Raw genomic sequence first — 19,153 nt, 5'->3', positions numbered from 1 at the left:
AATTCCATTCGTTGCTTTATGCTTGGTATTTTAGTGGTTTAGTCGGGAAATGGGGGATTTTGGTTGACCGCTAAATGTAACAAATTGTGTTAAAAATAAGAGGCTACTTTTGTAGTGATAAAAAACGCTATGATAAGTAACGCTCTAATACGCCAACCGCTTCAACGAAGTTTTCCTGCCCTAAACCCAAGCGAATGTATGGCTCATTTAGTCCAAATAATTCGCTCGGCAGCAGCAATATCCCCGTTTGTTCGGCAATATGTTTGCACCACTGTGCTATCGGCTGATTAGTATTAACCTTAACAAGCGTTAACAAACCCGCACTTGGTGGATGCCATTCAAATAAACTCGGAAACTTATCAACGCACTGGGCAAAGCGATTAATATTTCGTTTAGCGATTGCCTTTGTATTTTGGATGATTAATTCATTGTTTTCTAAAGCGACTATCGCGAGCTGCTCATCAAAACGAGATGTACAAATACTATGGCTGGCTTTGAAAGCAACTAATCGTTCTATTAATTGACGGTTGCGCGTTACTGCCCAGCCAATCCGAACTCCACCAAGGCCAAAGCTTTTTGACATCACAGATACTGATATCGCTTTATCGTAGTTCAAATATTGATGTGTAAGTGAGGGTTCATAAGCCAATGGCTGCGTAACGTCATCGCTTAGCAGGTAACAACCGTAAGCTTTGACAGTTGCTAGCACTTCATTGCGCTGTGCTTGAGAAAGCGTCGCCCCCGTTGGGTTGTGTGGCGCATTGATGACCACTAAACGGGTCCGCTCATTAACGCTTGCGCTAAGCTGCTTAATAGCAAACTGCCAACCACCATTTTCCTTATCTAACGTGACAGGTATTTCAATTAGCTTGCCACCAAGTGGCTTTACCATCGCCGTTAATGAAGGGTAGTTTGGAGTAAAAACAACGACTTCATCACCGCTGCGGATCAAGCTTTGATAAATCCCCATCAATGCCTCTTGTGCCCCCGAAAAGGTAACAACACATTCTTTGGACAATGCACTAAGCGAGTTTGCAGAGGGTAGCTGCTCACTTTCATTGATGGATTGATGAAAACTTGCAATTTCCTCTCGTAACTCCGGTAGCCCTTGCACGCTGGCATAATCTAATGGCTGATCTGCAAATGATTTTAGCCGCCCATGTTTATCCATCGCAGTTAATTCGGCGAGTGAATACGCTTGTCCACAGGAGTGGCTGAGGTTATAGCGAATGTCAGCGTTTAGTGCTCGCGTATAAGCAATATGAGGAGGTAAGCTGTCGTATTTCATGTGTACATTTAAATTAAAAAAACAAAAAGGAACTTCTTACGAAGCTCCTTTTACCTGGCCTTTTAACTACTCTTTTATCTAGCCTTTTACCCAGTAATGGTTAATAGCCATTAATTAACTCGAACCTTATCGATTAGTTATCAACTGGCTAACGCGATTTGCTAGCGGCTGATTAGCAAGTGCTAAGCAAACCATTATGCATTAAAGCGCCATAAGGTTACGTGCTTTTCACTGAGCTGGCTGGTGCGTTTGGTCACTTTAATCACTTGGTTAAGTTGAGTTTGTGCCAGTAATTCAAAGCTATTACCCAAGGTTTGTTGAACACCTTCAAATCCCACTAGGTTTTCGCCATTAACCTTGATACCTCCAAGCCACTTTTCTTTTGGAGCAACCTGAGCATCAAACTGATAATCTGAAGCTATCACTAACAAAGCACCGTCGTTCAAACGAGTCGAGACTTGCTTTAGAAACTGCTTTGGATCATAACATTGCTCTAGTACTTGCTGAGCGAGTATTACGTCATAGCCAGTGAAAATGTCTTTTAGATTCGTTGCATCGCCTTGGCTAAACAACACATTTTGGGCAGCAGACAAGCCAACATCTGTTAATGAAAGCTCATGAAAGTCTACAATATCTCCCTCTTGCACTGTTTCAAAACGCACCGCTTCACCAAGTTGAAGTTTAACGCCGTGCTGAATATAGCGCGCAGAAAAATCGACCCCATCAACATGCTCAAACAAGTCCGCAAGAGCAAAACTTGTGCGGCCAACACTGCAGCCTAAGTCCAATAATTTCTCGGTGTTGGCATTGTGCTCGACAAGCCAAGTACGAACCTGCTCGGCTAATTGCTGCTGGTAATTACCACCGCTAAGACCGACATTTTGATAGTGACTTTGCAGTTGTTGGCAAACATCTTGGTCTTGTTCAAAATGGTTGGCAGGCACCAATGGCATAGCTTGTTGCTCACTTTCCACATAACGGAATCCCGCATGTTGGAAGAAGTGGCGACGAAACGCGTAACGCGAACTCGCAATTGCTTCGTTACCGGTGGAAATCCATGAGCCGCCCTTAATCAAGTTATGTTTACCGTCAAAGGTTGGTGTGGAAAAGTCATCGTATAACGGATGCACTTTAAAGCCTTCAAAAGCATCAATACTCGACTCAGTCCATTGCCAAACATTACCCACTACGTCAAAAATGCCTTGGTTATCAAACTTATCGACAGGGCAGCTAGAGGCAAAATATTCTAGGTTTGTATTGCCTGGAGCCTCTTGCCAATCGGGTAAGTCGCCAGCGACTTTTTCACGCAGCACATACCACTCTGGCTCAGTAGGCAACCTGACATTGCGCCCCGTAACACTCGACTGCCAATTACAAAAAGCTTTCGCTTCCAAGTAGTTAACTTCAACTGGCCAATTTAAAGGTAACGGCATTTCCGACAACAGATTGCGCTGATAATAACCATCGTCTTTTTTCAACCAAAAACGCGGCATAGTCGCCTGCTTATAACTCAACCATTGCTGACCTTCAGGCGACCAATACGAAGGTGTTTGATAACCCCCAGCCTCGACAAAAGCCATAAACTCTTGGTTAGAAACTAAATACTTACTGGCGCGAAAATCAGGTACGTCTAGCGATACAGCGCCATATTCGTTGTCCCAGCCATAGGTGTTATCGTCGGCTTTTTTTCCTAGCTCAATCGCTTGTGCGACAACTGGCAGCAACTCATTAATTGGTGCTTGGCCTTGATAAGGACATGACTGCCATGCTTCAGTCGGTGTTAAATCTTGCAATGGCAACATACGCATGATTACTGATGAGGTTTCCAAGTGAATTCGTTCGTGCTCGCTCCCCATCAAAATGATCCAAGCAAGTGAGTCTTGCGTGATAGGCAAGCTCAGCTCCATGGTATCAATTAACTCGCAGACCAAATCAAACACTTGATTGCGATATGTTCTAACTTCGTCAACACTTGGCCAGTCGTAATGTGCACTGTTGAGATCGTCCCAACTCATTTCATCAACACCCACAGCGCAAATCGCTTCAAGCTTTTCATTTATTCGCTGCTTTATAAACTTACCCAGCATCAGTTTGTTAATGTAAAAAGTTGCCGTATGGCCGTAATAGAAAATCAATGGGTGGCGCAAGGGCTCTGGTCGAGAGTAAAACGCCTCGTCGTTATTGATCAAAGCAAACAGCGACTCATAAGTCTGCCAGCTGTTGATAAAGTAAGCTTTTAATTCCGCGCGTTTTGCTGCAATTTGCTCGATGTTGCCTGATTGCGAGTCTGCTGCGGTTAAATATGGAGTTTTTAGTTGTTGTTTCGTAATATTCATCATAAAAACGCATTATCCTGTCGTCAGTAATGCAATATTGTTATTGGGCTGATACTTAGTGAGTACACTACGAGTTAACTGCTCGCCTAGCTCACGGTGCAGTAAATTGCTTTTATTCAAGGCTTGGCCAGAGCGATTAATGCGTTTGGCCAACCAATCACTGCCTGCAAATAACTCGTACGCACTGGGTTCCTGCGCCTGCTTAGTTGTGCATTTATTATCGAGACCGTTGTTAAGGTGATGTTCTTTTATCCGAGAGTACATTTGAACGGGTAAGGCTTGTTCAATAAACGGCGTGGCTAACAAAGCTCTTCCTTTGTCGTTGTGATATGCCTCAAGTGCATCAACAAGGTTAGCAAGGGCAAATACCACATTGACATAAGGATCATATGCCATGCTAGCTGAGCCTAATCTATGCTCCACTCGTGCAGTTTTTTGCCAGTTTTGTTCGCTTAGCAACGCTTGGCTGTGTTGATCATACAATATGACTTCAACACCCATGGGTTGGTTGTGTTTTCCTCGCTCTTTATAAAGCGCAATACTACCTTGATGACCACCAGAAATGTCGGTTGGCGAGCAAAGTTCTTGTGCTAGGCCATATTTGTTTTTCAATGCAAGTCGTTCAAATGCATCCGGTTCAGGCATAAATAACAAACAGTTCGCTAGGCTAGTATTGAGAAAACAGCGTTGCAGTAATTCGCCGAAATTATCGCGTGCGACTAAGTTTTCACCGTCGCTATCAAGCACACTGACATTGACTTGAATGGCATTGGGAATATGAACAGCACGCGCTTTTTCGGTAAAGATGTTTTTACTGCCGAGTGCTAATTGCCCCTGATCGCCAGACCATACCACTGGCTTAATTAGGGTTTGATCAAAGCCGTGCTGAGCAAAAAGTTTCGGCAACAATTGCATAGCCTGCGCAAGGTTCTGTGCCTCTTTTAATGGCGATTGACCTGCGAATAATGACACGTACTCCCACTGGTTATGCCAATATTCAGCAACTAACTGCCCCTCAATACCTGCATGTTTTAGTGCTTTGTTAATGTGAACAAAGTGTTCAGAGGATAACTTTCGCTCGCGAGTATGCTCTCGACCTCTGTGCGAAGCTGACTTTCTATGTGAAAGTTCAGCGGCAGTAGCTAATTTGTTGCCAGTTTTAGTGCCTGCTTTAGTACCTGACAATGTACGATTAAACGGAGCTTGACTCGCTGAGTTTTGGCTTGAATGACAACAGCCTTCTAGCTCAAAATGAACCAGCGGCTTATAACCGAGCGCTTCAATATGATCTTGGAAAATAGTAATTGCTCGCCTTGCGAGCGCGCTAGTTGTCATACCGTCTTCTCTATTGGTTTGGTACGGCTTTTTGCTTAGCTTTTGATTCAAATGCTTGCCCGTCTATTTAAGCTATGTGTATTACTTATTACCAACTTCAATTAATTAATTGGCATTAATTGCAAACAGACCTGCTTAAGCATCGATTAACTCTACCCTAACAATATCGCACAACAAATAAAACAGCCAAGATTTCGCTATTATTCTTGATAAATCACTACTTGGTTTTTACCGTTCATTTTTGCTTGGTACAGCGCTTTATCAGACTGCACATAGAGCGTTGCTCTATCTTGCATGCTACTGTCAATAGCACTAATACCGACACTGCAAGTAATAGTAATTTGTTGACCAGATTCATTGGTAAACAAGGCTTGTTGAATATTTGCCGCTAACCGTTTGGCAATAGTTTCAGCTTGCTCGGCATCAGTTCTGGGTAAAATACACAAAAATTCTTCGCCGCCAATGCGCCCTAGAACATCACCAACACGTAATGTGTCTTGCGCTATCTGGCTAACCCGATAAATCACTTCATCGCCAAATGGATGGCCATAGTTATCGTTAACTTGCTTAAAATTATCAATATCAAACAACAAAATCGCTAAATCACCGTTTCTGCCGTGACTGGTTGCGATGAGCTTATCTAAGTATTCAAAAACATAACGACGATTAAAAACCCCCGATAATGGGTCGGTAATTGACAGCTCATAAATTCGTTTATTCTTGAGGTATAAAACAACGGCAATGGTCAACGCTAGTACTAGCGCTGTAGCTATACCAGCCGTAATGGTTATTTGCTGCCAAGTGCTTTGCTCTTTGCTTGCCTGCTGCAACGATTGCACCCTACTACGTTGCTCTAATAAGGAAAGTTCAACACTTTGTCGTTCCAGCTCCATGGCCGCACGAACACGAATAAGCTGTCTAGTGGAGTTATTAATGAGCAATGAAGAGTAAGCTTCATAATAGTCTTTCAATAGCTGATAACTTTGTTGATATTGCCCTCTGGCATAAAGTAAAGCGGCGCGAATTTTTTTGTTTTCCAGCGTCCATGTAGTGTCAGCAAGTTCTGGCATTTTCGCAAAAATTTGCTCTGCACGAACAATGTTTTCTTCTGCTTCCTCCAGTTTCCCTTGCTTAATAAAACAGCTCGCTTTTTGCTTATATAGCTCAGCATCATAATCTATCTGGCCGTTGAGCATTAACGCATTGTCTATGGTGGCTATCGCCTTTGAACAGTCGCCTTGTTCGGCATAAGTCATTCCCAATCCATAAGCGCCAAAGTAACTAATGTCTCGATTTGTGGTGTAATTTATGCGCTTTAAATACAAATTGAATTTCGCAATAGCCTTATCGTATTGCTTCATATAACGGTAGGTTGAAGCCAAACCATAAATAGCCTCAGCAACGAAGGGACGGTAGCCTAGACGCTCATAAGTGTCGAGCGCGCGATTATAATATTCAATCGATTTGTCATATTCATGCATGTAGCCATAAACAGCGCCATAGGTTTCATTGATCACGGCAATAAGAAAATGGTCATCCATGGCAAATGCTTCTACATAGGCTTCTTGTAAATCTGATAAAGAAGTTTCATAAAGCTCGGTCAGGCTAAGTGAGTATGCTAAATGTTGTTTTCCCCATGTGTAGGCGTAATTGAGGTTTTCTTTTTTTGCTAGCGCCATTGCGGCCCTAAGACTCGCAATAGCTTGACCGTACTGCCCTTGGCGTTCGGCAACAACGCCACTATAAATGCCAATATGGGCTCGTATTTCAGGCGAGGTTTGATCAGTAATTAAGGCTTTTGCGGCAGCAACGGTTTGCTCAAATTCCTTGTGAAAATACAGTAAATCTTCAGCGTGGGCTTTACGGTAAAGTAGCCAAAGATAAGCTTCATCACTCAGCGCTTGTTTATTGTTTTCAATGGCGAGCAGCTGTTGGTAAACCGGATGTGGATTGCGATTAATATCATTGCCAATAGCTTTAAAATGTTCCACTGAGTAGCTGTTAGCTAAAACCACAGCACTAAATAACCCAGCGCCAAAAAAGCAAGCAAGTATGATTGCACATCTAAATTGCAGCACTTACAACGTCCTTGTAGATGGTTAACCGATTAAATAAGGGCCATGATAACGCAATTCAAAAGCGTTTAACATTTGTACAAGAGGTTAATTTCAAACCTTATTTTGATAATTTTCTAGCTTTAGTTATTCATTAAGCGCTTAAAGTCTTTTATTGAAAAGCCATTGAGTAGTTGGTCACCTACTTTGAGTACTGGCACTGCGCGAAAGCCAAGGCGGTTTAACTCTTTTTGCCCTGCGGGTGTTTTAACATTCACCAGCCGATATGGGTAATTATTTTCGTCTAAATAGCGCTTTGCCGTATCGCAATGAGGGCAACGAGCCATAGTGTATAAGACTATGCGTTTCATAAAGATAAGCCTGCCATTTGAGGGTCAAACCGAGTTAACTAGAGTGGAGTTAACTTCATTTTAGTTAACAAGAAAGCAAGAGTAGGCAAACTACCTCTTGCTTAAGGTTGTTTCTTATTTCGTGAGTCGATGCTAGTAAAGCAAGGTATAAAGCTTGCGACGGTATTTGCTAGCAAGTGGATCACCGTCTGGTAACGCCTTCATCACATCTAGTAGTAGCTTTTTGCTATCGGCATCATCACGGGCAGTTTGCACGCGTTTAAATAGCAGGGCGAGCGCATCTTCATGGCGGTTAACCTGACTATACTGCGCTGCCAATTGCTGAATAAGCTGAGGGTCATCAGGGGACTCTGCAAGCTTAGCTTCAAGGGCTTGTAATTCAGGTGAGTTCGACGCCTCGTTTGCCAGTTCAAGCTTAGCAACAACAGCTTGATAATAGCTGTCTTGATCAACCATCATGACCGTATCAAGCAATGCTTGCGCATCTTCAGTTTTACCACAACTAACACATGCGTCAGCCAGCACTAATTTAATGTCTGCACGGCTACTATCTAAGTCGAAGGCTTGCTTCGCTGCCGAATACGCTTGGTTAGCATCGCCATTGGCTAGCGCAGCTTGTGCTTGAGCTAAAAATTCATCTTGCGGCTGCGGAAGGTGTTTAGCCAAAAACTGCTCAATAGCTTCATCAGGTTGTGGGCCTGACAACGCATCTATTGGCTGCCCAGCTTTTACCAGCACCGCTGTTGGTAAACCTTGAATACCAAACTGCATAGCAATTTGCTGTTGTGCCTGACAGTCAACGTCGGCAAAAATAACGTGTTCACCAGCAGTTGCGGTTTTGCTTGCAAGCTTATCTCGTAGCTCAAGACTTTCTGGTATCTGATCAGCCCAAAAGGCCACCAACACAAGCTTTTCTTTACTGTCTTCCAGTACAACTTGCTGAAAGTTTTCTAACGTTAGCGATACTGCGTTTGGGTTCACGTTTTATCCTCAATGATTTTGTCTAATAACGTTAATTGGGGCAAAAAAAGTAATTTCAATCAAGTCGAATACTATGTTTTCCAACCGCTGACAATGATTAACGATACAGATTGAGACAAGCCTAAAATGAATCAAATAAGAAACTTTTACTTTTCAGTTTCGACGAACGCTACTTCATGGGCTGATTGAGCGGCAATATACTGCACAGCAAGCCATACTTGTTTGCGCCACTTATCGAGGTGAGACGTTTTGTCTTTTGCCCGTGCTAGTTGTTTAAATAAGAAAGGTTCTACGCGATCGTGATTCAGCACATCACGGCTGATTAACTTCATTCGCCAGTTAGGAAACTGACGGCAGTCAATATTATCAAATACCAAACAGTTTAAAATTTGATGGCGAGGATCCGCTTTAATTGTTGCAAAGAGTGCATCAACTTCGTTGGCTTCACCTTCAAAGTACTGAATAAACACCTCTTTAAAGCACAAAAAACCCGTAATGCCATAGGCTGCGTTTTTTACTTCAGCGCTGGCAACTAGCCTCTCTAACGAAGCACTATCGACAGGAACTAACGGCTGGCTAATATAAAAATAGGCTTTCATAACTGATTTTAGAGCACTTTATCAAACTAACATGTCGGTTGTTCAAGACATGCCCAACCTTGGGTAAATCAAATACTGATAATAGAAGTTACAGCTTAGTTTGCAACATTACGTTGAGTGAGAACTTGAGGTAGCACAAAAACTCTAAAAACATTTTGAATGTTCATGCTATTAGCCTACCTAACACCTTGCAAAAGTTTAACTAAACGCAAACGCTAGCAAACCAGCGCCAAGCAACAAGCGATAAATCACAAACGGCATCATGCCGAGCTTATTAATTAAAATTAAGAAGAAATGGATGCAAGCATAGGCACTAATAAATGATAACAAAGCACCAATACCGATATCGCCCCAAACTAAGGGTTCAGAGTCGCTAATTGCTTTGTACGTTAAATAGCTACCCGCCATGGCTATTGCGGGAATCGACAATAAAAAAGAAAAGCGCGCAGCATTGTCGCGGCTCAAGCCCAGCATCAACCCCATGGTCATGGTGATACCTGAGCGTGATGTGCCGGGAATAATAGCAATTGCTTGCGCCAAGCCAATCATCATGGCGCCTTTAAAACCTAATTTTTCAAGCGAGACATTTTGTTTGGCTTTAATATCAGCAAAGCCTAATAGCACGCCAAATAATACCGTGGTTGCGGCTATTACCAATATTGAGCGCGAGTATTCTTCAATATAATCTTTACCAAAGTAGCCAAATAAGCCAGCTGGAATGGTGGCGAATAAAATCCACCAGGCAAGTTTGCCATCAAAATTGCCACTCGCCCTGCCACTGGCTGAGAATGAACCCAACCAGGCCATAAACATACGGCCAACTTCCTCACGAAAATAAATCATCACCGCCAGCAAGGAGCCAACATGTACGGCAACATCAAACGACAAACCTTGATCTGTCCAGCCAAATAGCTGAGATGGTAAAATTAAATGTGCTGAGCTAGAAATTGGCAGGAACTCTGTTAGTCCTTGTATGAGCGCCAAAAGAATAATTTCAATAATATCCATAAATAATAATTGGTACTGGCTATTGGTTTGTGAAAACAGGCTGTTGCCACGGTAATGGCAATTGTTGAATGTGCTGGCTGGCTTGATCGTAGGCCTGCCAAAGGCTTGCATAACTTTGCTGAACAATTGGATGGCGCAACCTTGGTGCAATTTCCGCTAATGGGCAAAGAACAAAAGCATTTTTTAAAATTTCATCACGCGGAATTTGTGCCGGTGAATCGGCGATACAATCGTCGTAAAGTAAGAGATCCAAATCTAACGTGCGCGGACTAAACTTTACCGCATTTGGGCTGCGACCATTAGCATACTCAATATCGCGCAGCACTTTAGCAACCTTATCAAGCGACATTGACGTACGAGCTCCCACCACTAAGTTATAAAACTCAGGGCCATCAAAGCCAACGGCTTCGCATGCATACAAAGACGAAACCTCAAGCTGGCCAAAAGCTTGAGCTAAATCATCGAGCCCTTTAACCACATACTTTTCACGTTCAACATTGCTGCCAAGCGATATAAAAACTTGTGCCATTAGCTTAAGTGACCACGTTCAATTTCAATGCCTACCGTTTGCGCGTTATGCACAGCCCCTGGCTTACCTATCGCTAATTTAAGCCAAGGAATTTGATATTCAGTGATCAGAAAGTTCGCCATGCGTTCGGCAAGTGTTTCGAGTAAATCGACCGGATTTTCATTGGCAAATTGCTCTAGTGCAACAGAGATTTCAGCATAATCTAACGTTTTATCGAGTTCGTCATTCTCTGCTGCCAATCGCGTGTTCCATCCCATGGTTAAATCAATCATTAAGGTTTGCTTGATTTGCTTTTCCCACTCATAAAAACCAATCGTGGTTTGTATCTTAAGTCCTTGAATAAAAACTTTATCCACGCTTATTCCCAGCCATATCAGGATTTGCTAAATTTAACCGCGAGTTTACCTCTCAAGGTATAGAAAAACCAGTGCTATAAGCGCTAGAATGGCCAACCAATAACCAAGAACAAGCGTATTGATGGATTAAAGACGAGATGATTGTTACCGCAGCTATGATAGTGATTGCCTATTTGCTTGGCTCTATCTCAAGCGCGATATTGATCTGTCGACTTCTTGGCCTACCAGATCCCCGCTCTACAGGCTCAAAAAACCCCGGTGCTACCAACGTACTTCGCATCAGCAACAAAGCAACAGCCGCGACGGTATTACTACTTGATGTGTTAAAAGGTACCTTACCAGTTTGGGGGGCTTACTTTATGGGAGTTGAACCAATATGGTTAGGGGTGGTTGGTATGGCAGCATGTTTGGGCCATATGTTCCCCATCTTTTTTGAACTTAAAGGGGGAAAAGCCGTTGCGACTGCATTCGGTGTGCTAGTACCAATCGGTATTGACCTTGGAGTGTTACTGCTACTTACTTGGATTATTGTTGCCAAGTCGACCCGTTATTCGAGTCTCGCCGCCATCGTTACGGTATTGCTGGCACCGCTGTATGTTTGGCTATTAAAACCGCTTTATGTCTATCCGGTACTTATGCTGTCTGCACTAATAGTGATCCGCCACAAAGACAATATTTCTCGGCTGATTAAAGGTACGGAACCTCAAATCAGCTAGAAGCAGTAGTTTAATTAATAGTTAGCGCCTTACTTATCAGCAAATTCCCCGTTAACAAATTACCCGTTAAATCGCTGGTAACGTATCAAGCGGCCAGCGCGGTGTTGCCTTAAAAGTTAAGTCGGCTGACACACCCGCTTTCAAGCGTTGCATACCTGCATAAGCGATCATTGCGCCGTTGTCAGTACAGAACTCAGGTCTAGGGTAATACACGTTACCACCAAGCTTACCGGTCACTGCTTCGAGCTTTTCACGCAATGAAGTATTCGCACTTACACCACCAGCTATAACTAAGCGTTTTAAGCCGCATTGCTCTAACGCACGGCGACATTTAATTGCAAGAGTATCAACCACAGCTTCTTGGAACGCATAAGCAATATCTGCGTACGTTTGTTCGCTACTGTCTTCTTTGGCTATCGTGTTAGCAGCAAAAGTCTTTAAACCACTAAAGCTAAAGTCTAAGCCCGGACGATCGGTCATTGGGCGAGGGAACTTAAAGCGCCCTTGTGTGCCATTTTCTGCCATTTTTGCCAAAACTGGGCCACCTGGGTAGTCTAGCCCCAGCAGCTTAGCGGTTTTATCAAATGCCTCACCTGCCGCATCATCGACAGATTCGCCGAGTAACTCATAGTGACCAATGCCATCAACACGCACTAACATGGTATGTCCGCCAGAAACTAATAAGGCAACAAAAGGGAATTCAGGGACATCGTCTTCTAACATTGGCGCGAGCAAATGCCCTTCCATATGATGCACCGGTACCGCAGGTAAATCCCAACCATACGCTAAACTGCGGCCAATTGAACAGCCAACTAATAAGGCACCAACAAGACCAGGGCCAGCCGTGTAAGCCACCCCATCAAGATCTTGAGGAGTTAGGTTTGCTTCGGCTAGCACTTCTTTAATCAATGGAATGGTTTTGCGTACGTGATCACGCGATGCGAGTTCAGGTACTACTCCGCCATAATCAGCATGTACTGCAATTTGGCTATAAAGGCGATGCGACATAATGCCTTGCTCTTCATCATAAATTGCAATGCCTGTTTCATCACAAGAAGTTTCAATACCTAAAATTCGCATACTAATAACCTATTAATCTGGTTCAGCGGCAACCATAGTAAAAATACTGGGGCGCGATTTTAGCAGTAACTGTATATCTATAGCTATACAAACCGTAAAGATAAAAAGCCAAGTTGCTGCCAAATTTATCAAAGTAGCTTTTACCTAAAAGACTTTTATAACTTTTCACTATCAAAACGCGTTTTATCTTTACAAACCTCGCTATTCGGCATAGAATGCGCGCCCCAATTAACACAATATGAGCGTATAAACGTTAGGTCTAGTTGCTGTTAACAACCAACAGTAATAACCGAAAGCGTTTATAGATTTATATAGAAATATTAAGGTAAGAGGCATATGCCAGTAATTAAAGTAAGAGAAAACGAACCATTTGACGTAGCACTACGTCGTTTCAAACGTTCTTGTGAGAAAGCAGGTATCCTTTCTGAAGTACGTCGTCGCGAGTCATACGAAAAGCCGACTTGGGAGCGTAAGCGTAAGAAAGCTGCTGCTGTTAAGCGCGCTGCTAAGAAATTATCTCGTGAGAACGCACGTCGCGTTCGTATGTACTAATCACTGTTTTACCCTGTTAAAACACTAATTAGTCAACTTGCTTGAGACTGAAAACATGAGTTTGCTTGTTCAATTAAAAGATGAAATGAAAGTCGCAATGCGCGCCAAAGAAAAAATTAAACTTGGTGCAATACGTATGGCGCTTTCGTCAATCAAACAAGCGGAAATCGACAATAAAACCGAGCTTGATGATGCTGGTATTATTGCTGTGTTAACCAAAATGGTTAAACAACGCAAAGAGTCGATTACTATGTACACCGAAGGTGGTCGTGAAGAGTTAGCCGCTAATGAAGCAGCCGAAGTTGCCGCATTAGAAGCCTTTTTACCAACGCCTCTTACCGACGAAGAAATCGCAAAAATGATTTCTGATGCTATTGCCGATACCGGAGCCAGTTCAATGGCCGATATGGGCAAAGTCATGGCAGTATTAAAGCCTGCAATGCAGGGTAAAGCCGATTTAGGCGCTGTCAGTGGTAAAGTTAGAGCAACTTTAAACGCATAATTTTCTTGTTGCTTTGAAAGCAACAAGCGATATGCAAAGAAAACCGTGATGTTTTGCATCGCGGTTTTTTTATGTCAAAATGCTCTGTTATGCGGGTATTTCTCTTTGGATAGTTTCCATAAAATCTCAACTCGCATTGCCGCTATAATGATAATAACTTAGGTAGTTTTGTTCCCAGCCATGGCCGGATTAATCCCACGACAATTTATAGATGACTTGCTTGCTCGCACTGATATCGTAGAGCTTATCAATGGCCGCGTTACTTTAAAAAAAGCGGGTAAGAATTATCAGGCTTGCTGCCCATTTCACACCGAAAAAACACCGTCATTTAGTGTTAGCCCCGACAAACAGTTTTACCACTGTTTTGGCTGTGGTGAGCATGGCAACGCCATCTCATTTTTGATGGAATACGACCGACTTGATTTTGTTGATGCAATTGAAGAACTCGCGTCAATGCAAGGCATGGAAGTGCCGCGCGAAGAGCGCAGTCACACACCTGAACAGCAGCGTAAATATCAACAAGCCCAACAGCAAAAACAAAGTGACTACCAATTACTAGAGCAAGTTTCACGTTTTTATCAGCAACAATTGCGAGTTGCCAGCGACAAAGATGTCGCGATTAACTACTTAAAAAGCCGAGGGCTGTCTGGAGAAATTGCCAAACGTTTTGGCATTGGCTATATCTCAGATAACTGGGATGGCATGATGAATACCTTTGCTCACAATCATCAATTAGCCAAGCAACTGATTGATCTGGGGATGGCGATTGAAAGTGAAAATGGTCGCCGTCCATACGACAGATTTCGCGGTCGCATTATGTTTCCCATTCGCGAGAAGCGAGGCAAAGTAATCGGTTTTGGCGGTCGAGTGCTTGGCGATGGCACGCCTAAATACTTAAACTCACCGGAAACTCGTATTTATCATAAAGGCCAAGAACTCTATGGCCTGTACGAAGCCAAACAGGCAAATAAAAACCTACAGCGACTAGTGGTCGTAGAAGGTTATATGGATGTTGTCGCACTTGCCCAGCACGGTATTGACTATGCGGTAGCGTCGCTTGGCACCTCGACCACAGCAGAGCAATTGCAAACCCTGTTTCGCACCGTTAATGAAGTGATTTGTTGCTATGATGGTGACAGAGCTGGTCGTGAAGCAGCGTGGCGCGCCATGGATAACGCCCTACCCCTAGTGCGAGATGGTGTATCGTTAAAATTTGTGTTTTTGCCTGACGGCGAAGATCCTGACAGTTTAGTGCGCCAGCAAGGGCAACAAGCCTTTGAGCAAGTGCTAGAACAAGCACAGCCTTTGTCAAAATTCTTGTTGGAGAACCTTATCGCCAAAGTGGACATGACCAGTTTAGAAGGTCGCGCCTCACTCGCTGAATCTTTCCAACCGTTCTTAAATAAAATGCCCGCCAGTATTTTAAAAGAAAGTCTGATCAATGAAATTGCCAATAACTTTGGTACGGGTAGTGAGCATTTAGCCAAACAGCTTAGCCAAGCCTCACCATCACCGGCGCAAGCGCAAGCCAAAGCCAATACGCCAACAAGAACAACACCGGCAAGGCTTGCCATTGCACTTTTACTCGAATCACCAGCATTGGCACAAACGCTGCCAAATCCGCAAGTACTCGGCCAGCTAGATCAGCCCGGTGTAAGTTTATTAACAGAGCTGCTTGAAATTTGCACGCGCAGCCCCAATATCAACAGCGGTCAAATTATTGAGATGTTCCGTGACCGTGTTGAAGGTAAACAACTTGCCAAACTATTGTGTTGGGAACATCAAATAAACGCTGACAATGCTGAGGACGTATTCCTTGATAGCATTGAAAAGTTGCTGAATACCTTAGTTGAACAACGCACCGAATTACTGCTGCAAAAAGGTCGACTAAATCAATTAACAGCACAAGAAAAAAGAGAATTACAGGCCTTGTTAAACGAGCAATCGCTGTAACAAGATCTGACAATATGTAACGCAGTAAACAATGAAAGCGCTGGCAATTTTATCGTCAACTTGCTAGAATTTATCGCTTACTGTTCTTATTTTGATAGCCATAAATAGGTGGACATTCGTCAATGGATCAAGCCCCACAATCTAGACTTAAAGAGTTAATAACCAAAGGTAAAGAACAAGGTTATTTAACTTTTGCAGAAGTTAACGATCACCTCCCTCAAGACATTATCGATTCCGATCAAGTTGAAGATATTATTCGCATGATCAACGACATGGGTATTCAGGTATTTGAAAATGCCCCTGACGCCGATGAACTGATGATGAGCGAGGCCAATACTGATGAAGATGCTGCCGAAGCTGCTGCTCAAGCACTTGCCACGGTAGAGAGTGAAATAGGCCGCACAACCGATCCGGTACGTATGTATATGCGTGAAATGGGTACGGTTGAACTACTAACGCGTAAAGGCGAAATCGTTATCGCCAAGCGTATCGAAGAAGGTATCAAAGAAGTACAACGCTCGGTAGCCGAATACCCGCCAGCGATCAATTTCCTATTAGATCAATGGGACAACTTTGTTGCTGAAGAAATTCGTTTAAGTGACATTATTGTTGGTTTCTTAGACCCTGACGCTGAAGACGATGACGTAGCCGCAGCGGCAACGCACGTTGGCTCTGAATTATCGGAAGAAGAATTGGAAGATGAAGATTCAGATATCCAAGATTCTGACGATAGCGATGATGATAGCGAAGAAGAAGCAGATACAGGCCCAGATCCTGAGCTAGCTAAAGAGAAATTCACTGCCCTGCGCGAAGCGTATGAAGCAGCGAATAAGGTAATTGACGCTAAAGGTCGTGGTCATGCTGATTCAGAAAAAGCAATCGACGCACTAGCTGACGTATTCAAAGAGTTCCGCTTAGTACCAAAAGTTTTCGACCGCTTAGTGAAAAACATGCGTGACGTGATGGATCGTTTACGTGTTCAAGAACGTCTTATCATGAAGCACTGTGTGGTTGGTGCTGGCATGCCAAAAGCTACCTTTATCAAAATCTTCCCAGGTAATGAAACCTCATTAGACTGGTTCGAAGCACAAAAAGCCTCTGGCGAAAGCTACGCAAAACGCTTATCAGACATTGAAATGGATGTTGAGCGCAGTATTCTTAAGCTCAAACAGCTAGAAGAAGAAACCTTCTTAAACGTACACGGTATTAAAGATATCAACCGTCGTATGTCAATCGGTGAAGCAAAAGCTCGCCGCGCGAAAAAGGAAATGGTTGAAGCGAACTTACGTCTTGTTATTTCAATCGCGAAAAAATACACCAACCGTGGTTTACAATTCTTAGACCTTATCCAAGAAGGTAATATTGGTCTAATGAAAGCGGTTGATAAATTCGAATACCGTCGTGGTTACAAGTTCTCAACTTATGCAACATGGTGGATCCGCCAAGCGATCACTCGCTCGATCGCCGACCAAGCACGTACCATCCGTATTCCTGTGCACATGATTGAAACGATTAACAAGCTTAACCGTATTTCACGTCAAATGTTGCAAGAAATGGGTCGCGAACCAACACCAGAAGAGTTGGCAGAACGCATGGTGATGCCGGAAGATAAAATCCGCAAAGTATTGAAGATTGCCAAAGAGCCAATTTCAATGGAAACGCCAATCGGTGATGATGAAGATTCGCACTTAGGTGACTTTATCGAAGATGGCAGCGGTGAACTTCCAGTAGACTCTGCAACATCAGAGAACCTTAAGCACGCAACTCACGAAGTACTTGCAGGCTTAACTGCCCGTGAAGCAAAAGTACTACGTATGCGTTTCGGTATCGACATGAATACTGACCACACGTTAGAAGAAGTTGGTAAGCAGTTTGATGTTACGCGTGAGCGTATTCGTCAAATCGAAGCAAAAGCACTTCGTAAGCTTCGCCACCCTTCTCGCTCTGAGCAGCTTAAAAGCTTCTTAGACGGCGAGTAATTGGTTAGCAATGAGTTACACTCATTGAATTCATAATATGAAAAATCCAGCCTAGTGCTGGATTTTTTATAACTATTTCTTTTTTCAACTTTCTCTTAAACCTTTCACTTTTAACCTTTCAGTAAAACGCAGTGGCGAGTAAAACAAGGCTTTCACTTAACCTGCTGCTAATTTATCTACTTCTGATGTCGTATCATCAGCACTTTTTGGCACTGTCGGCGCTGTTGAATATACAAAAACTAACATTGGCTGCTCGCACTCTTCTTGCAGCAGCTTTAACGTTTCTAGATTCGCTTCTGTCAGCACTGAATGTTGTGTTAACAAACACTGCTCCAGGCGATCAAAAACATCTTGAGCTAGCACTTGCCCAACGTTTAATTGGCTAATAGTGCGCGGAAGTTCGTACTGGTGGTTAGGCAATGGCTGACAAAGCAATTTTTCAGCTTCAAGAATAAGTTTGCCGTTAAAGTATTTTTTCATCACAGGTTTAAGAGTTTTAAAAGCCGCAACAGGTTGATGTAACTCGCCATCAATTTGACCGCAAATATATAGGTCTAAAAACACCACTAACGAAAGTACTTTCGCGGCCAATGCATATACCGAATTGTCTTGCTGAAATGGCTCCGCATCGTCAAGCTGGCAATGAGTGCTACCCCAAACAAAATAAGCACTGCTTACGATTTTCGCACTTGCACTCAGCATGGGCGTATCTAGCAAAATATCACTGCTTAACTGAGGTAGTTTTTGCCAGATATGCAATGCTTGTGGTTTTAGCTCTTCCAATGGCGTGCCTGCTAAATTGGCATCTTGTTCAGTCAACGCAATACGATAGAACAAGCCCGCCAAATAAATTGCATTCCCCAATTCCATCGGCAACCCAGCTTGTTCTGCCAATATTTTTGCCTGCTGTGCAATACGGTTAGCGTGACCAGAGCTGTCCTGAGTGTGACTAGCGACTAGGTTAGCCGACAAGTTAATTAGATCATTGTGTGAACTGACTAGACGCTCTGTTTGCTGTTGAGAATGCTCATTGCTTGACAACATCATAGTGCTGATTAGCTCACTCGCCTCACTTTTATCTTTAAGATATTGGTTTTTTTGCTTCAGCTTTTTAACCGCAAACGCTCGTTTATTTTCTCGCTTTAAGTCATTAATCAAGCGCTCTAGGGTTGCCAGCAACACTTCGTTGTCCCATGGCTTGTCTAAGTAGGCTTGAACATGCCCCTGATTAATTGCCGCTTGCGCCATTTCGGCATCAGCGTATCCCGTTAAAATCACACGACGCGTTTTCGGACTTAGTTTGTAGATGCTCGCCATCAAGTCAACGCCATTTACCTCTGGCATCTTCATATCACTCAGCACAATATGTGTTGGCGACGACTCAAAAAAAGCCAGCGCTTGCTGAGGATCGGTAAATCCATGCACTTGGTAACGCTTAACCAATAAACGTGTTAAGGCTTTTACAATTTCTTGCTCGTCGTCGACAATTAAAATTGACGGCTTCATGATACTTC

The 19,153-nt window shown here is 43.3% G+C and carries 17 protein-coding genes; 5 read left to right on the top strand and 12 right to left on the bottom strand.

Annotated features, from left to right (window positions below):
* Positions 1 to 127: 127 nt before the first annotated feature.
* From DXX94_RS15515 to folB, 10 genes are all read right to left on the bottom strand, one after another.
* Entirely contained in the window at positions 128 to 1,288 is a 1,161-nt protein-coding gene (locus DXX94_RS15515; RefSeq protein WP_116017282.1) for a pyridoxal phosphate-dependent aminotransferase, read from the bottom strand.
* 194 nt (positions 1,289 to 1,482) lie between these two features.
* Positions 1,483 to 3,624 carry a 5-histidylcysteine sulfoxide synthase gene (gene ovoA, locus DXX94_RS15510; protein WP_116018577.1) on the bottom strand — a complete coding sequence of 714 codons (2,142 nt, stop codon included), beginning with the start codon at positions 3,622 to 3,624 and terminating at the stop codon, positions 1,483 to 1,485.
* Between the two features lie 12 nt (positions 3,625 to 3,636).
* Positions 3,637 to 5,010 carry a hypothetical protein gene (locus tag DXX94_RS15505; protein ID WP_116017280.1) on the bottom strand — a complete coding sequence of 458 codons (1,374 nt, stop codon included), beginning with the start codon at positions 5,008 to 5,010 and terminating at the stop codon, positions 3,637 to 3,639.
* 149 nt (positions 5,011 to 5,159) lie between these two features.
* Positions 5,160 to 6,950, bottom strand: a complete 1,791-nt coding sequence (locus DXX94_RS15500; protein WP_147302301.1) for a tetratricopeptide repeat-containing diguanylate cyclase — start codon at positions 6,948 to 6,950, stop codon at positions 5,160 to 5,162.
* 206 nt (positions 6,951 to 7,156) lie between these two features.
* Complete coding sequence (locus DXX94_RS15495) at positions 7,157 to 7,384, bottom strand: glutaredoxin family protein (RefSeq protein WP_116017268.1); 228 nt, start codon at positions 7,382 to 7,384, stop codon at positions 7,157 to 7,159.
* A gap of 132 nt (positions 7,385 to 7,516) precedes the next feature.
* Entirely contained in the window at positions 7,517 to 8,365 is an 849-nt protein-coding gene (locus tag DXX94_RS15490) for a co-chaperone YbbN (protein ID WP_116017266.1), read from the bottom strand.
* 146 nt (positions 8,366 to 8,511) lie between these two features.
* Positions 8,512 to 8,964, bottom strand: a complete 453-nt coding sequence (locus DXX94_RS15485; RefSeq protein WP_116017264.1) for a BLUF domain-containing protein — start codon at positions 8,962 to 8,964, stop codon at positions 8,512 to 8,514.
* A 198-nt stretch (positions 8,965 to 9,162) separates the two neighbouring features.
* Positions 9,163 to 9,972, bottom strand: a complete 810-nt coding sequence (locus DXX94_RS15480) for an undecaprenyl-diphosphate phosphatase (RefSeq protein WP_116017262.1) — start codon at positions 9,970 to 9,972, stop codon at positions 9,163 to 9,165.
* Positions 9,973 to 9,991: 19 nt separating this feature from the next.
* Positions 9,992 to 10,501 (bottom strand): 2-amino-4-hydroxy-6-hydroxymethyldihydropteridine diphosphokinase, encoded by a 510-nt coding sequence (folK, locus tag DXX94_RS15475; RefSeq protein ID WP_116017260.1) that lies wholly within the window; start codon positions 10,499 to 10,501, stop codon positions 9,992 to 9,994.
* The gene (gene folB / locus DXX94_RS15470; RefSeq protein ID WP_116017258.1) at positions 10,501 to 10,857 is read right to left on the bottom strand and encodes a dihydroneopterin aldolase; all 357 of its coding nucleotides are present in this window, start codon (positions 10,855 to 10,857) and stop codon (positions 10,501 to 10,503) included. Before folB ends, folK begins: the two co-directional genes overlap by 1 nt.
* A 137-nt stretch (positions 10,858 to 10,994) precedes the next feature.
* On the opposite strand from folB, the gene plsY reads away from it, so the two are divergent.
* Positions 10,995 to 11,573 (top strand): glycerol-3-phosphate 1-O-acyltransferase PlsY, encoded by a 579-nt coding sequence (gene plsY / locus DXX94_RS15465; protein ID WP_374188839.1) that lies wholly within the window; start codon positions 10,995 to 10,997, stop codon positions 11,571 to 11,573.
* A gap of 66 nt (positions 11,574 to 11,639) precedes the next feature.
* Here plsY and tsaD read toward each other — a convergent pair whose 3' ends face one another.
* Entirely contained in the window at positions 11,640 to 12,653 is a 1,014-nt protein-coding gene (gene tsaD, locus DXX94_RS15460) for a tRNA (adenosine(37)-N6)-threonylcarbamoyltransferase complex transferase subunit TsaD (RefSeq protein ID WP_116017256.1), read from the bottom strand.
* 336 nt (positions 12,654 to 12,989) lie between these two features.
* Between tsaD and rpsU the strand changes: the two genes are divergently transcribed.
* From rpsU to rpoD, 4 genes are all read left to right on the top strand, one after another.
* Positions 12,990 to 13,205: a 30S ribosomal protein S21 gene (gene rpsU, locus DXX94_RS15455; RefSeq protein WP_074500846.1), complete on the top strand. Its 216-nt coding sequence runs from the start codon at positions 12,990 to 12,992 to the stop codon at positions 13,203 to 13,205.
* Between the two features lie 55 nt (positions 13,206 to 13,260).
* Positions 13,261 to 13,707, top strand: coding sequence for a GatB/YqeY domain-containing protein (locus tag DXX94_RS15450; protein WP_116001187.1), 447 nt, complete (start codon positions 13,261 to 13,263; stop codon positions 13,705 to 13,707).
* Positions 13,708 to 13,887: 180 nt separating this feature from the next.
* Positions 13,888 to 15,660 carry a DNA primase gene (gene dnaG, locus DXX94_RS15445; protein ID WP_116017254.1) on the top strand — a complete coding sequence of 591 codons (1,773 nt, stop codon included), beginning with the start codon at positions 13,888 to 13,890 and terminating at the stop codon, positions 15,658 to 15,660.
* 122 nt (positions 15,661 to 15,782) lie between these two features.
* Positions 15,783 to 17,639, top strand: coding sequence for an RNA polymerase sigma factor RpoD (gene rpoD / locus DXX94_RS15440; protein ID WP_116001189.1), 1,857 nt, complete (start codon positions 15,783 to 15,785; stop codon positions 17,637 to 17,639).
* Positions 17,640 to 17,795: 156 nt separating this feature from the next.
* Here the strand turns inward: rpoD and DXX94_RS15435 are convergent, their stop codons facing one another.
* Positions 17,796 to 19,145 (bottom strand): response regulator, encoded by a 1,350-nt coding sequence (locus DXX94_RS15435; RefSeq protein WP_116017252.1) that lies wholly within the window; start codon positions 19,143 to 19,145, stop codon positions 17,796 to 17,798.
* Positions 19,146 to 19,153: the final 8 nt, after the last annotated feature.

The organism is Thalassotalea euphylliae (genome assembly GCF_003390375.1).
GTDB lineage: Bacteria > Pseudomonadota > Gammaproteobacteria > Enterobacterales > Alteromonadaceae > Thalassotalea_F > Thalassotalea_F euphylliae_A.
The sequence above is the reverse complement of the archived record's forward strand: the minus strand, read 5'-3'. Positions and strand labels throughout refer to the sequence as shown.

Bases quoted from the DNA above. Each gene is read 5' to 3' on its own strand.
- plsY (WP_374188839.1), top strand. From the start codon at position 10,995: ATGATTGTTACCGCAGCTATGATAGTGATTGCCTATTTGCTTGGCTCT.
- ovoA (WP_116018577.1), bottom strand. From the start codon at position 3,624: ATGAATATTACGAAACAACAACTAAAAACTCCATATTTAACCGCAGCA.
- DXX94_RS15480 (WP_116017262.1), bottom strand. From the start codon at position 9,972: ATGGATATTATTGAAATTATTCTTTTGGCGCTCATACAAGGACTAACA.
- DXX94_RS15495 (WP_116017268.1), bottom strand. From the start codon at position 7,384: ATGAAACGCATAGTCTTATACACTATGGCTCGTTGCCCTCATTGCGAT.
- dnaG (WP_116017254.1), top strand. From the start codon at position 13,888: ATGGCCGGATTAATCCCACGACAATTTATAGATGACTTGCTTGCTCGC.
- DXX94_RS15515 (WP_116017282.1), bottom strand. From the start codon at position 1,288: ATGAAATACGACAGCTTACCTCCTCATATTGCTTATACGCGAGCACTA.
- DXX94_RS15450 (WP_116001187.1), top strand. From the start codon at position 13,261: ATGAGTTTGCTTGTTCAATTAAAAGATGAAATGAAAGTCGCAATGCGC.
- DXX94_RS15485 (WP_116017264.1), bottom strand. From the start codon at position 8,964: ATGAAAGCCTATTTTTATATTAGCCAGCCGTTAGTTCCTGTCGATAGT.
- rpoD (WP_116001189.1), top strand. From the start codon at position 15,783: ATGGATCAAGCCCCACAATCTAGACTTAAAGAGTTAATAACCAAAGGT.
- rpsU (WP_074500846.1), top strand. From the start codon at position 12,990: ATGCCAGTAATTAAAGTAAGAGAAAACGAACCATTTGACGTAGCACTA.
- folK (WP_116017260.1), bottom strand. From the start codon at position 10,501: ATGGCACAAGTTTTTATATCGCTTGGCAGCAATGTTGAACGTGAAAAG.
- DXX94_RS15435 (WP_116017252.1), bottom strand. From the start codon at position 19,145: ATGAAGCCGTCAATTTTAATTGTCGACGACGAGCAAGAAATTGTAAAA.
- tsaD (WP_116017256.1), bottom strand. From the start codon at position 12,653: ATGCGAATTTTAGGTATTGAAACTTCTTGTGATGAAACAGGCATTGCA.